General features: G+C 68.6%; 5 protein-coding genes. All 5 read right to left on the bottom strand.

Translation table 11 applies throughout. The features are described 5' to 3' along the window. Nucleotide 1: 1 nt before the first annotated feature. Nucleotides 2-445, bottom strand: a complete 444-nt coding sequence (gene gspG / locus H3005_RS13475) for a type II secretion system major pseudopilin GspG (RefSeq protein WP_032951922.1) — start codon at nucleotides 443-445, stop codon at nucleotides 2-4. A 49-nt stretch (nucleotides 446-494) separates the two neighbouring features. Further along, complete coding sequence (locus tag H3005_RS13470) at nucleotides 495-1,715, bottom strand: type II secretion system F family protein (RefSeq protein WP_100551522.1); 1,221 nt, start codon at nucleotides 1,713-1,715, stop codon at nucleotides 495-497. 24 nt (nucleotides 1,716-1,739) lie between these two features. Continuing rightward, nucleotides 1,740-3,461: a type II secretion system ATPase GspE gene (gene gspE, locus H3005_RS13465; protein WP_100462854.1), complete on the bottom strand. Its 1,722-nt coding sequence runs from the start codon at nucleotides 3,459-3,461 to the stop codon at nucleotides 1,740-1,742. Between the two features lie 135 nt (nucleotides 3,462-3,596). Continuing rightward, entirely contained in the window at nucleotides 3,597-5,483 is a 1,887-nt protein-coding gene (locus tag H3005_RS13460; protein ID WP_180166718.1) for a S8 family peptidase, read from the bottom strand. 161 nt (nucleotides 5,484-5,644) lie between these two features. Then, a complete protein-coding gene (locus H3005_RS13455) occupies nucleotides 5,645-13,759 on the bottom strand; it encodes an ESPR-type extended signal peptide-containing protein (RefSeq protein ID WP_100551521.1) in 8,115 nt (2,704 codons plus the stop codon). Between the last annotated feature and the right edge of the window lie 329 nt (nucleotides 13,760-14,088).

Raw genomic sequence — 14,088 nt, 5'->3', positions numbered from 1 at the left:
CTTACGGCTGGTAGCGGATGTCAGCGTCGACGCTGCTGCCGCCGGCCTTGCCGTCCTTGCCCAGGCTGATCAGCTCATACGCCTGGCCTTCGCCCGGTGCGCGGTACTCCAGCGCGTGGCCCCACGGGTCGTTGAGGTCGGCGGGCTTGGCATACGGGCCCAGCCAGCCACCGACGCCGGCCGGTGCGGTCACCAGGTCGTTGAGCGAGGCAGGCAGCTTGCCGGTGTCGATCTGGTAGTTGTCGACCTTGGAGGCAACGGTCTGCACCTGCGCCTTGGCGATGTTGGCCTTGCCGCGATCGGCGCCGCCGAGCACGCGGCTGGCGACCAGGGTCAGCACCGCGCCGATCAGCACGATGACGATGATGATCTCCAGCAGGCTCATGCCCGACTGGTGGCGTGCGGCAGTGAAGGAAAGGCGGATCGGTCGACGGGAAGCAATCATGGTCGGTCCTTTCAGGTACGGGATGTCGGGGTTGCGAAGGAGGCCATCGTCAGCCGATGGCGTTGGTGAGGTCGTACAACGGCACCAGCACGGCCACGATCACCGCGCCGACCACCGAGGCCAGCACCAGGGTGATCGCCGGCACCATCGCCGCCAGCAGGCGGTCGATGCGGCGGGCGCTGTCCTGTTCGAAAGTATCAGCAGCTTTCAGCAGCATGGTATCGAGTGCGCCGGACTCCTCGCCGACCTGGATCATCTGCAGCGCCAACCGGGGAAAGCGCTTGCCGCGCGACAGTGCCAGCGACAGGCCGGTGCCGTTCTTGACCTCGTCGGCGGCAGTTTCCAGGTCCGCTGCCAGCGCGCGGTTGCCGAGCACGTTGCGGGCGATGCCCAGCGCCGCCAGCAGCGGCACGCCGTTGCGCAGCAGTGTCCCCAGGGTGCGCGCCAGCCGCGCGGTTTCCAGTTCGCCCAGCAGGCGGCCGATGCCGCGGCGCTGCAGCAGCCAGCCATCCAGCGCCAGACGGAACGCGGGCTGCCGCGCCTTGCGTTCGAACAACAACAGCAGCACGCCCGGCACCACCAGCAGCAGCACCCACCAGTCGCGTACGAACAGGCCCAGCTGCAGCACCAGGTTGGTGAACCATGGCAACGCCACGTCCAGGCTTTCGTACATCTGTGCGAACTGCGGCACCACATAGCCCAGCAGGAACAGCAGCGCACCGCCCACCACCACCAGCAGGATCGCCGGATAGACCAGCGCGTTGATCACCTTGCCCTGCAGCGCACGGCTGCGTTCAAGATAATCGGCCAGGCGCTGCAGGGTGTCGTGCAGGCTGCCACCGGCTTCACCGGCGCGCACCATGTTCACGTACAGGCGCGAGAACAGGCCGTGCTGGCGTTCCAGCGCAGTCGACAGCGGCGCGCCACCGCGCACCACGTCGCGGATGTCGGTGATCGCGCGGCGCGAGCGCTCGTCTTCGGGCAGGCTGAGCAGGATCGACAGCGCGCGGTCCAGCGGCTGCCCGGCACCGAGCAGCGTCGCCAGCTGCTGGGTGAACTGCAGCAATGCCGCGCCCTGCAGCGGACGCTGGCGGAACAGGCCGCGCAGGCTGCTGCCGCCAACCGCCCCGCCGTCGGCCAGCTGCGTTTCCATCGGCAGATGGCCCTGGTCCTGCAGGCGCGCGACCAGCTCGGCCTCGCTGGCCGCTTCCATCTGCCCGTCGAACACTTCACCGTGCGTATTCAGCGCCTTGTAACGATAGTTCGGCATGTCAGCGTCGTCCCTGCGCGCGCATCAGCCTTCCTCGGTCACGCGCAGGACTTCCTCAAGGGTCGTCTGCCCGCTCAGGGCCTTGCTCAGGCCGTCCTCGTACATGGTGCGCATGCCGGCTTCACGGGCGATGCGTTCGATCTCGCCCATGCCATCGCGGCGCATCACCGCACGCCGCAGCGCGTCGTTCATCACCAGGAATTCCATGATGGTGGTGCGCCCCAGGTAGCCGGTCGGCGCCAGTGCCGACGGCTTCGGCCGATACAGGTGGATCGTTCCCTGCGGCTGCAGGCGACGCAGGTCGAAGCGCTCGATTTCTTCCGGCGAGGCTTCATAGCGCTCGGCGTGGGTCGGCTCCAGACGGCGCACCAGGCGCTGGGCCAGGATGCCGTTGATGGTGGAAGTGAGCAGATAGTCTTCCACGCCCATGTCGAGCAGGCGGGTGATGCCGCCCGCCGCATTGTTGGTATGCAGCGTGGACAGCACCAGGTGGCCGGTCAATGCCGACTGGATCGCGATGCGCGCGGTTTCCAGGTCGCGCATTTCGCCGATCATGATGATGTCCGGATCCTGGCGCACGATGCTGCGCAGGGCATTGGCAAAGTCCAGGCCGATCTGCGGCTTGGCCTGGATCTGGTTGATGCCTTCGATCTGGTATTCGACCGGATCTTCAACGGTAATGATCTTGACGTCGGCGGTGTTGAGCTGGCTCAGCGCGGTGTACAGCGTGGTGGTCTTGCCCGAGCCGGTGGGACCGGTCACCAGCAGGATGCCGTGCGGCTGTTCAAGCACCTTGCGGAACTGCGGCAGGAAGGCATCGGTGAAGCCCAGCCGGTGGAAGTCGAACACCACCGTCTCGCGATCGAGCAGGCGCATCACCACGCTTTCGCCGTGCGCGGTGGGTACCGTGCTGACACGCAGGTCCAGCTCTTTGCCCTGCACGCGCAGCATGATGCGGCCGTCCTGCGGCAGGCGGCGCTCGGCGATGTTCAGCCGGGCCATGATCTTGATGCGGCTGATCACCGCGGCGGTCAGGTTGGCCGGCGGGCTCTCGCCTTCGACCAGCACGCCATCGACGCGGTAACGCACTTTCAGCCGGTTCTCGAAAGGCTCGACGTGGATGTCAGAGGCGCGCAGTTCGACCGCGCGCTGGATCACCAGGTTGACCAGGCGGATCACCGGCGCTTCCGAGGCGAGATCGCGCAGGTGCTCGATATCGTCCACTGCGCCGCCTTCGCCATCGGCGGTTTCCACGATCGCCCCCATCGCACTGCGGCCCTGGCCGAACCAGCGCTCGACCAGGTCATCGATCTCCGCGCGCATGCCCAGCAGCGGCGTGACCGGCACGCCCAGTGCCAGCTGCACGGCCTGCTGCGGGTACGGATCGTGGGCGTCGGCCAGCCACAGCTGCACGCCGTGTTCATCCAGCGCCAGCGGGCATACGTGGAACTGCTTGAGGAAGCGCAGCGACAGCGGCAGGCCTTCGGCCAGTGCCTGCGGTGGCGATTCAGGCAGCTGCCGTCCTTCCAGCAGCGGCAAGCCCAACACATCGGCGCTGGCCTGCGCCTGGTCACGTTCGGAGACCAGCCCAAGCCGGACCAGCAGGCCGAGCAGGCTGCCACCGGCCTCGGCATGCAGTGGCCGCGCACGCGCCAGATCTCCTTCCTTGAGCCGACCACGTGCCAGCAGCGCATCGAGGATGCGGCCTTCAGTGTCGTCGATGGCGGTGGCAGCGAGCGCGTTCACGTGACTCTCCTGTCGATCGTCCCGACTTTAGCAGTTAAGCCGTGGTTTCCACCCTCTCCGATTCTTCTTTCGTAAAAAGACGAAGCCCGTCACACAGGTGACGGGCCTCGCTTATTCATTTACGACAGTCGGTTATTACTGGGTCGCCAGAATGCTCACCCCGCTGTAAGCGGCCTCACCCACCACCTTGATGTAGTAGGTACCGGCCACCGGCTTGGCTACGCGCACGGTTTCGGTATTGCCTGGGCGGGTCGACTTGGCATCGTTGTCGGTCGCGGTGGGCACGCGGCCCTGCGCCAGATACACCGACACGTTGCCGCTGCCGCCGTAGGTCAGCACGCTCAGCGTCTTGCCGGCCGCCGCTTCGAAGGTGTAGACGGTTTCGCTGGCGGCCGCACCGGCCAAGCCACCCACGGTCACCTTGTTGGTCAGCGGAATGCCTTCCGGCTCGCAGTTCTCGGTGCACGGCTCCTTCAGCGCGGCATCCAGTGCGGCCTTGGCATCGAGGATGCCGGTGCCGATCGGGGTCGCCGCCGGGATGGTCACCGGGAACTTGCGCGCGCTCTGCTTCAGCAGCGTTTCCAGTGCGGCCGGAGCCAGCGGCTCCTTGCCCTTGGCGATCAACGCGCTCTGCACCATCGCGGCCACGGCGGCAACATGCGGCGAGGACATCGACGTGCCGCCCTTGCCCATCAGCACCCACTCACCAGCGTCCGGGGTGGTTTCCGAACTGGAGCCGACCTGCCAGATGTAGCCGTTCGGGTTGCCGTCGACGCTGCCGCCACCGCCCGGGGCCGACAGGTCGACCGCGGTGCCGTAGTTGGAGTAATAGGTGATGCCACCGGTGACACGGGTCGCACCCACCGCCACCACGTTGTTGCAGCTGGCCGGACGGTACTTGGATGCGTTATCGGTTTCGTTGCCGGCCGCGACCACCACCAGGGTGCCGCGCGACACCGCGCCGTTGATCGCGTCCTGGTAGGCGGCATCGCATGCGCCGCCACCGCCCAGACTCATGTTGATGATCTCGGCCGGGTTGGTGTTGGCCGGAATGCCCGGCACGGTGCCACCGGAGGCCCAGGTGATGGCGTCACTGATGTCGGCCAGGGTGCCACCGCACTTGCCCAGCACGCGCACCGGCAGCACCTTGGCCTTGTAGGCCAGGCCCGCCAGGGCGCTGCCATTGTTGGTCACTTCGGCAATGGTGCCGGCAACGTGCGTGCCGTGCCAGGAACTGCCTTCCGGTTCAGAGCCGGTGTAGCACTCGTTGGCCGTTTCCACCCAGTCACCGTAGTCGGTGGCGCCGGGCGCGCGGCCGTCGTTCGGGCGGCGCGAGGATTCCTTGTCACTGATGAAATCGTAGCCTTCCAGCAGGTTGCTGCCGAAGTCCGGCACGCCCGGCAGGATGCCGGTATCGAGCACGGCGACCACGATGCCCTCGCCCTGCGAGAGATCCCATGCGGCCGGGGCGTTCACGCCACCGGTGGCATTGAAGAAGTTCCACTGGTACTGCGCGTAGTTGGGGTCGTTGGGCACCAGTGCCGGCTGCGCGTTGGTGGCACGCAGGTCCGAACGCTGCAGGCGCACGTTGGCCACCGCGTACTGCACCGACGGATCGGCATTCAGTTCAGCCAGCACCTTCTGCATGTCGGCCGAACCCAGCTTGGACTTCAGGCGGATCAGGTCGCCACCGGCACCGAGCTTGCGCTCCACCAGCGGAGACAGTGCCGCGGCGCGGCTGGTGGTGCCGCTGCTGACGATGGCACGCGACAACGCCGACTGCACGACCGAGAGCTTGGTCGAACGATCGCTGGCGGCAGCAGTGCCGTTGCGGTACTTCACGATGATGCCGTCCACGCTCTGCTGGGCAGTGCTGGCCACGCGTGCCGGTTCCTTGGCCACGCCCGGCTTGGCCGCATGCGCCGCACCGACGCCAACAGTCAACGACAGCACGGCGGCAGCCAGCACATTGATGCGAAGGGTCTGCTTCTTGGTCACGTTCGAAATCCTCTTCAAGGTCATGGTTGAGCTTTCCTTCTCCGCCCGTTGCACGGACGGAGCTCACTACGGCCATCACTCCCTGCGACTGCCCTGGCTGGCCCACCAGGGTTGCCGGCCACGCCCCTTTGGCGCTCACTGCTCGACGTGCCGATGGGGTTGCCCACCGGCACGTTGTTGCGCACTTACCAGCCGAAGCCGGCACCAACGCCGACCGAGCTGTCATCACTGCTGAAGGCACCACCGATGGTGACCGTGGCGCGATCGCTGATCGCACGCTGGTAGCCCAGCGACATGGCCGACTCGCCGCCCTGGAAACCGATGCCGACGCCGACCCGGTTCTGGGTACGGATGCCGGCGGCACTGGTGGCCATGTTGAGCATCGCCGAGCTCATCGCGCCCTGACGGTCGATGCGGCGATCCATGTGACGCAGGCGTCCATCCACTTCGCCCTTGAACACATCGAAGCTGTCGGTAACCGCCTGCACGCGGCTGTCGGTGTAGCCGTTGGCGGTGGTGATGCCACGGTCCAGCTGGCCCTTGTTGACCGCATCGGTTGCGGTGGTACCGGCCGCCACGTTGGTGACCTGGCGTTCGTTGCCCTCGCTGCCGACCGAGACGGTGTTCGCGCGATCGGCAACCGAGCCCTGGCCCAGCGCCACCGCATTGGCTGCCGTTGCACTCGCGCCCTGGCCGACCGCGGTGGACGATGCACCACTGGCGACAGCGCCATCCCCCATCGCGACGGCGTTGATGCCACCGCCTGCGACCAGTGCCGGCTGTGCACTGCCTGCGCTGGCTGCGGTCGGGGTGCCCTGCACACGGGTGGCCGTTGCCGATCCGCTATCCGCCAGGCTCGCATCGGCGGTGGCCGAAGCCGTGGCCGCGCTGGCCGCGTCGGCGTCCAGCGGAGCGGCCATCGAACGCAGGCTGGCCGCGCCGGAACGCGTGCCGCTGGCGGTGCGACGATCGATCTCGCTGACCTTGCGGTCCAGTGCGCCCAGTGCGTCGCCGACGTTGCTGTAGGTGGAACCCTGGATCACATAGTTCGGCGCAACGAACACCCCCTGCATGCCGACGCTGGCACCGCCGCCGAGGAAGCTGGCGGCATCGCTGAGCGACTGGAACAGCTGGCCACCATTGATCGCCTGGCGGCTGCCGGAGGCGATGCTGCCGGCGCCGACGTTGTCGATGGTGGTGCCCTGGATACCGGCCAGGGTCAGGCGGTCACGGCTGGCGTCGTCGTAGCCGACCGAACTGGCCGCGCTGGTTTCAACGGTGGCGATGCGCGAGTCGAAATCACCGACCCGGGTTTCCACCGCGCCCACGCGCTGGTTGGTGACGTTGAGCTGTGAACCGGTCACGGCATCGCTGCTGCCGGCGGTGATGCGGCCATCGGCGACGTTGACGATGCGGCGCGTGGCAGGGCCGGCAGTGCCGTTGCCGCCACCGACCGACACCACGTTGGCTTCCAGGGCGCGCGCACCGGTGCCGAGGGCGACCGAGTTGGCCCCGGTGACGCCGCTGTTGGCACCCAGCGCAAGCGCGCCGCCACCAATGGCCGAGGCATTGGCACCCAGTGCGTTGCTGCGTGCACCGCCGGCGTTGGCCGCCGAGCCGATGGCCACAGCGTCGGTGCCGCTGGCGGTTGCGGTGCCACTGCCGCTGGCGCGGAAGTGGCGGCTGGTGGTGTCTGCGGTGGAAGCGACCGCATCCAGCTGCGCGCGGTTGACTGCATCGGTGGCCTGGGTACCGGCGGCAACGCGGGTGATCTGCCGCTCCGCGCCCGCACTGCCCACCGATACCGTGTTGGCCCGATCGGCCACTGCCGACGCGCCCAGCGCCGTGCTGTTGGCGGCACTTGCGGTGGCACCGAAGCCAACCGCCGTGGCACCGGCGGCGGTTGCCTTGGCGCTGTAGCCGACAGCCGTACCGAGGCGACCGCTGGCCTCGGCGTAGCTGCCCAGCGCCGACGTACCGTCGGCCGTTGCGGTGGCACGGAAGCCACTGGCCTGCGACTGCGTGCCGCTGGCGGTGGACTGCGCGCCGCTGGCGGTGCTGTAGGCACCCTTGGCCTGCGCACCGGCGCCGGTGGCGCTGGCGCCGAGCTCGCTGGCGACAGCACCGCTGCCCAGCGCCACGCTGTCCACGCCGGTAGCCTGTGCCGCATTGCCCAGCGCAGCGCCATTGGCGCCGCTGGCCAGCGCATTGAAGCCCACTGCGGTGGCGTTGGCGGCAACCGCGGTGGCACCGCTGCCGAGCGCACTGGCGCCGTTGCCGATCGCATTGGCCGCTTCACCCGCGGCCAGCGCGTTGTCGCCTTCGACGTACGCCCCGGCATCGCTGTCGGCACTGCCACTGGCCTGGAAGTGCTTGCTGGTCTTGTCGGCGACACTGGCCACTGCATCCAGCTGGCCCTTGTTCACCGCATCGGTGGTCTCGGTGCCAGCGGCAACATGGGTGACCTGGCGTTCGCTGCCTGCGCTGCCGACGGCCACCGTGTTGGCACGGTCCGCCTTCGAGCCTGCGCCGAGGGCGACGCTGTTGGCTGCGCTGGCCGTAGCGCTGGCACCCAGAGCGGTGCTGTCAGCCGCATCGGCCCACGCATTCCAACCAATTGCGGTGGCGTAGTCGTCGGTGGCCCAGGCACCGGCACCGAAGGCGGCCGCACCGGTACCGCTGGCACGCGACGGAATCAGACCGAAGAAGGTGCTGCCACCGATGGCGACACTCTCTGCGCCACTGGCTTCGCTGGATTGACCCACGGCGACCGCGCCGCTGCCTGCCGCTGCTGCACCGAAGCCGACAGCCGTGGTGTTGGCACCGGTCGCCGCCGAGCCGTAGCCCAGCGCGGTGCCGAGGCGGCCGCTGGCTTCGCTGTAGCCACCGATGGCGGTGGTGCCATCGGCCGAGGCCGCACTGCGGAAACCACTGGCCAGCGACTGCGCACCGCTGGCGACAGCCTCCGCACCGTTGGCCGTGCTGTAGACGCCGCTGGCCTGTGCAGCGGTGCCGGTGGCGGTAGCGCTGATGCCACTGGCTACCGCGCCGTTGCCGAGTGCGGCACTGTCTGCGCCGGTGGCCTGTGCATTGCTGCCCACCGCGGCCGCATTGCTGCCCGTGGCCAACGAGTTGAAGCCCACGGCGGTCGCGTTCGCGGCCACGGCCGTGGCACCACTGCCGAGCGCGGTGGCGCCGTTGCCGACCGCATTGGCCGCTTCACCGGCAGCCAGTGCGTTGTCGCCTTCCACGTAGGCACCGGCATCGCTGTCGGCGCTGCCGCTGGCCTGGAAGTACTTGCTGGTCTTGTTCGCCGTGGCAGCGACGGCATCGAGCTGGTTCTTGTTCACCGCATCGGTGCCTTCGGTGCCTGCGGCGACGTGGGTCACCTGGCGTTCGCTGCCGGCACTGCCGACGGCCACGGTGTTGTCACGGTCGGCCTTGGAGCCTGCGCCCAGGGCCACGCTGTTGGCACCGTTGGCGGTAGCGCTGGCACCCAGCGCGGTGGACTCGGCGCCATCGGCCCACGAGTTCCAGCCGATGGCGGTGGCGTAGTCGTCGGTGGCCCAGGCACCGGCGCCGAACGCCGCTGCGCCGTAGCCACTGGCACGCGACGGCACCAGGCCGAAGAAGGTGCTGCCACCGATGGCCACGCTCTCATCGCCGCTGGCTTCGCTGGATTGACCGACGGCGACCGCGCCGCTGCCTGCCGCTGCTGCACCGAAGCCGACAGCCGTGGTGTTGGCACCGGTCGCCGCCGAGCCGTAGCCCAGCGCGGTGCCAAGGCGGCCGCTGGCTTCGCTGTAACCACCGATGGCGGTGGTGCCATCGGCCGAGGCCGCGCTGCGGAAACCACTGGCCAGCGACTGCGCACCGCTGGCGACAGCCTCCGCACCGTTGGCGGTGCTGTAGACGCCGCTGGCCTGTGCAGCGGTGCCCGTGGCGGTGGCGCTGATGCCGCTGGCCACCGCGCCGTTGCCGAGCGCGGCACTGTCTTCACCGGTCGCCTGCGCGTTGTTGCCCACTGCGGCCGCGTTGCCGCCGCTGGCCAGGCTGTTGAAGCCCACCGCCGTGGCGTTCGCGGCCACCGCCGTTGCGCCACTGCCGAGCGCGGTGGCGCCGGTGCCGATCGCATTGGCGGCCTCACCCGCAGCCAGCGCGCTGTCGCCTTCCACGTAGGCACCAGCATCGCTGTCGGCGCTGCCACTGGCCTGGAAGTACTTGCTGGTCCTGGCCCCTTCGGCGGCCACTGCGTCCAGCTGGTCCTTGTTCACTGCATCGGTACCCTGGGTACCCGCTGCCACGTTGGTGATCTGGCGGGTGTTGCCGCCACCTCCGACCGACACGGTGTTGTCGCGGTCTGCAATCGAATCGGCACCCAGCGCCACGCTGTTGGCACCGCGCGATTCCGCCGCATTGCCCAGCGCGGTGCTGTTGGTGCCCGGCGCATAGGCGCCGCCGCCGACCGCGGTGGAATAGTCGCCGGATGCTTCGGTCGCCAGCAGGCCGAACAACGAGCCACCGACGGCCACGGCATTGGTGCCGGTAGCCAGGCTGCCCTGGCCGGTGGCGGTGCTGTAGGCACCGGATGCTTCCGAATCGCCGCCGAGCGCAACGCTGTTGGAGCCGGAGGCGTTGGCGAAGTTGCCGAAGGCGGTGGCGTTGAATGCCGACGCGTTGGCGTAGCCACCGATGGCCGTGCTGTAGCCGCCGGTCGCTTCGGCGCCGATGCCGAACGCGGCCGAAGCGGTGCCGCTGGCCACGCTTTCACTGCCGACCGCCGTGGCCGCCTCACCACTGGCGTTGCTGAAGTAGCCCACCGCCACGGCTTCCTCGCCGCTGGCCTCGGACAACACGCCGGTGGCGGTGCTGCCAGCGCCGCTGGCCACCGAGGCCGCACCGAAGGCCGCACTCTGCTCGCCGCTGGCTTCGCTCTCGGCACCGTGCGCGGTGGCGTATTCGCCGGTCGCCTGCGCGTTGGCACCGATGGCGCTGGCATTGGCTGCTGTGGCCAGCGCATTGAAGCCGATGGCCTGTGCATTGCTGGCCAGCGCATTGGCGCCACTGCCCAGCGCGGTTGCACCGTTGCCGATGGCGTTGGCCGATTCACCGGCGGCCAGCGCATTGTCACCTTCCACGTAGGCGCCGGCATCGCTGTCGGCGCTGCCACTGGCCTGGAAGTACTTGCCGGTGGTCGCCGCACTGGCTGCAACCGCGTCGAGCTGCGACTTGTTCACCGCATCGGTGGCCTGGGTACCGGCCGCCACACTGGTGATCTGCCGCTCGTTGCCGGCGCTGCCCACCGACACGCTGCGGTCACGGCTGGCCACCGAACCGGCACCCAGCGCAACCGCGTTGTTGCCACTGGCCGCGCTGCCCGCGCCCAGGGCGATCGCACTTTCACCGCCAGCCACCGTGTTGGTGCCGATGGCGATGCTGTTGATGCTGTTGCCCAACGCCTGGAAGCCCAGCGCAACACTGTTGTCGCCGTAGCTGAAGGCGCCGCGGCCGACAGCGGTGGAACTGATGCCGTTGGCCCAGCTGTTGTAGCCGATGGAGGTGGCACCGTTGGCGCTGGCCCATGCCGCCGGACCGAACGCCGAAGCATTGCGGCCGGTGGCCCAGGCACCGGCGCCAAAAGCGGTGGCGCCCTCCTCGCTGGCGGTGCTGTAACCACCCACGGCGGTGCTGTCGTCGGACTTGGCAAAGGCGCTGTCACCGATGGCGACGGCATAGCTGCCGGTAGCGCGCGACTTGCCGCCTGCCGCGAAGCTGTTGTCGCCGGTGGCCTGTGCAGCATTGCCGAAGGCGCTGCTGCTGGCACCGGTCGCCTGCGCGGCATTGCCGACGGCGGTGGAACCGGCCGAAGCGGTGGTGCCGATCTGCACCGGATTGCCCTGGTCATCCAGCAGGGGCTGGTTGTATTCGTCGTACGCCTGGCCGAGGCCACCCACGGCCACTGCACCGTCACCGTCGGCGAAGGTATTGCGACCCAGGGCCACGCTGTCGGCGCCGATGGCCGCAGCGCCTGCGCCCTGCGCCAGCGCGCCGGCACCGATGGCGTTGCTGGCCGAACCCGCCGCTACGGCACCCTCGCCTTCTGCATAGGCACCGGCATCGCTGCCGCTCTCCGGCTGCGCCTGGAAGAAGCGCGCGGTGGTGTCGGCGGTGCTGGCCACGGCGTCCAGCTGTGCCTTGTTCACTGCATCGGTGGCTTCGCTGCCGGCCGCCACGCTGGTGATCTGCCGCTCGTTGCCGGCACTGCCCACGGCCACGCTGTTGGCGCGCACCGCTTCGGAATTCGCACCCAGTGCAACGCTGTTGGCACCCCGCGCAGTGGCGTAGTAGCCGACGGCGGTGCTCTGCGCGCCACTGGCCCAGGTCTGCGCCCCCAGTGCGCTGGCGTTCTCGCCCGGTGCGTAGGCGAAGTAGCCCACTGCGACCGAATCGGTGCCGGAGGCCTCGGTCAGGCTGCCGTTGGCCACGGCATGGTCACCGCTGGCAATCGCGCCGGCACCGACGGCCGTGGCCGCTTCGCCACTGGCCTGGGTCTGCACGAAGAAGCCCAGGCCCGGAATCAGATCGGCCGGTCCACCGATGGCCACGCTGCTGGTACCGGTAGCGTTGCTCTGCGTACCGACGGCCGTTGAGTAATCGCCGATGGCATTGGAGACCGCGCCGAACGCCGACGACTGCACACCTGCCGCGTAGGCACCCACGCCGTACGCCGAGGCGGCGAAACCGCCGGCATCGGCGCTGGCGCCGACAGCGGTACCACCGACCCCGGCACTGGTGGCGCCGGTCTCTACCGGCACGCCACCACTGGTGATCAGCGGATTGCCATCAGCATCCACCGCAGCACCGCCGACGGCGACGCTGCCCGGACCGACTGCCTGCGCGTTGTTGCCGAAGGCCGCACTGTTCTGGCCCGAGGCCAGCGCGTTGTTGCCGACTGCAGTGGCGCTCTGCGCGACAGCGGTCGCACCTGCACCGACGGCGGTTGTGCCGTTGCCGATTGCATTGGCGGCTTCGCCAGCGGCGAGCGCGTCATCTCCCTCGGCCAATGCGCCAGCATCGCTGTTGCTGCTGCCGGTGGCCTGGAAGCGCTTGGCGGTGGTATCGGCTACTGCCGCCACACCCTTCAACTGGCCGACGTTGACCGCATCGGTATCTTCGGTACCTGCGGCAACACTGGTGATCTGCCGGGTCAGGCCGTAGTCGACCGCACCCACCGAAACGGTATCCACGCGATCGGCCAGCGAGCCGGCGCCCAATGCCACGCTGCCGGTGGCCACGGCGGCCGAGTTGGAACCCAGCGCGGTGCTGTACTCGCCCGCCGCCGTGCTGAACGCACCGACGGCAATGGAGGCTTCGTTGGCGGCAGTTGCACCGCGGCCCAGCGAGGTGCTGCCCGGGCCCATGGCCACTGCGCCTGCACCCACTGCCGTGGCGCCATCGGCGCTGGCTTCGGACAGTGCACCCAGTGCGGTGGCTGCGCCGTTCTCGCTGGCGGCCACGGCATGGGCACCGACGGCGGTATCGCCCAGGCCGAATGCCGCCGCGCTCTGCCCGACCACCACGCTGGCATCACCGAAGGCGAGCGCGTTCTGGCCGAAGGCACTGGCCCCGACGCCCGCAGCAATCGCCTGGGTGCCGACCGCAGTGGTGGCGTTGGCCAGCGACTGGCTGCCACTGCCGACCGCGATGGCGCCCTCGCCTTCGATCTTCGCCGCGTCGCTGTTGTCACCCGCGCCATCGGCCTTGAAATAGCGGCTGCCCTCGGCCGCCGCCTGCGCAAGCGCAGCCTGCGTGGCGCGTGCCTGTGCATCCAGCTGCGCCTTGTTCACCGCATCGGTGGCGGCGGTACCGGCGGCGACGTTGGTCACCTGCCGTTCCTTGCCGGCATCACCGACAGAGACGGTGTTGGCGCGAGCTGCCTTGGAACCGGCGCCCAGCGCCACGCTGTTGGCACCGGTGGCGCTGGTACCCGCGCCGATCGCCACCGCGTTGCTGCCCTTGGCGCTGGCAGTGCCATCGACCGCGCACTTGTCCACCACTTTGCTGTTGAGCACCACGCAGTTCGCGCTGCCGCCAATCTCGACCGACTGCGCCGAAACGATGCCGGTCATTCCCAGTCCCATTGCCAAGGCCAACGCTGCGGCCAGTCGTGCCGGCGCGGCATCCGTCGCACTGCGGCGCTGGTCGACGACCCCGCCTGATGAGCTGGAAGAGGCCAGTTCCGAGGCCACCACCAACTGACCCAATGCTTTGTTCCAGACCTTGCGATAAATCCGATTCATCGGTACGGCTCCTGATTGGACTGGTTTTGGGCAAAGCAACGCCACCGCCGAACCTTCGTGGTTCAACGTCCCCTGGGGGCGTTATTCGCGTGATTTACTGCGGTGTATTGCCGAACGGCGCGCAGGGACAGAAAACCGAGCGCGTGCGCCGTGCGGTTACTGCGGGATGAACAGATTTGAAACGGGGGTCAAGTGTTAACGGCATCTTTGCGAATCGTCAAGAGTTTGACGCAGCAAAAGCCATTGCCGTGAAGCAGTTCACTGTTTCACTTGTTTATGTACGTATTTTGTTAGGCATGCGTGAGGGAATCCTCACATATGAAAACGTA

Source organism: Stenotrophomonas sp. Br8 (assembly GCF_014763005.1).
Classification (GTDB): domain Bacteria; phylum Pseudomonadota; class Gammaproteobacteria; order Xanthomonadales; family Xanthomonadaceae; genus Stenotrophomonas; species Stenotrophomonas lactitubi.
Note: the sequence above shows the minus strand (reverse complement) of the source record. Positions and strands in the feature narration are given on the sequence as shown.

Bases quoted from the DNA above. Each gene is read 5' to 3' on its own strand.
- gspG (WP_032951922.1), bottom strand. From the start codon at position 445: ATGATTGCTTCCCGTCGACCGATCCGCCTTTCCTTCACTGCCGCACGC.
- H3005_RS13470 (WP_100551522.1), bottom strand. From the start codon at position 1,715: ATGCCGAACTATCGTTACAAGGCGCTGAATACGCACGGTGAAGTGTTC.
- H3005_RS13460 (WP_180166718.1), bottom strand. From the start codon at position 5,483: ATGACCTTGAAGAGGATTTCGAACGTGACCAAGAAGCAGACCCTTCGC.
- H3005_RS13455 (WP_100551521.1), bottom strand. From the start codon at position 13,759: ATGAATCGGATTTATCGCAAGGTCTGGAACAAAGCATTGGGTCAGTTG.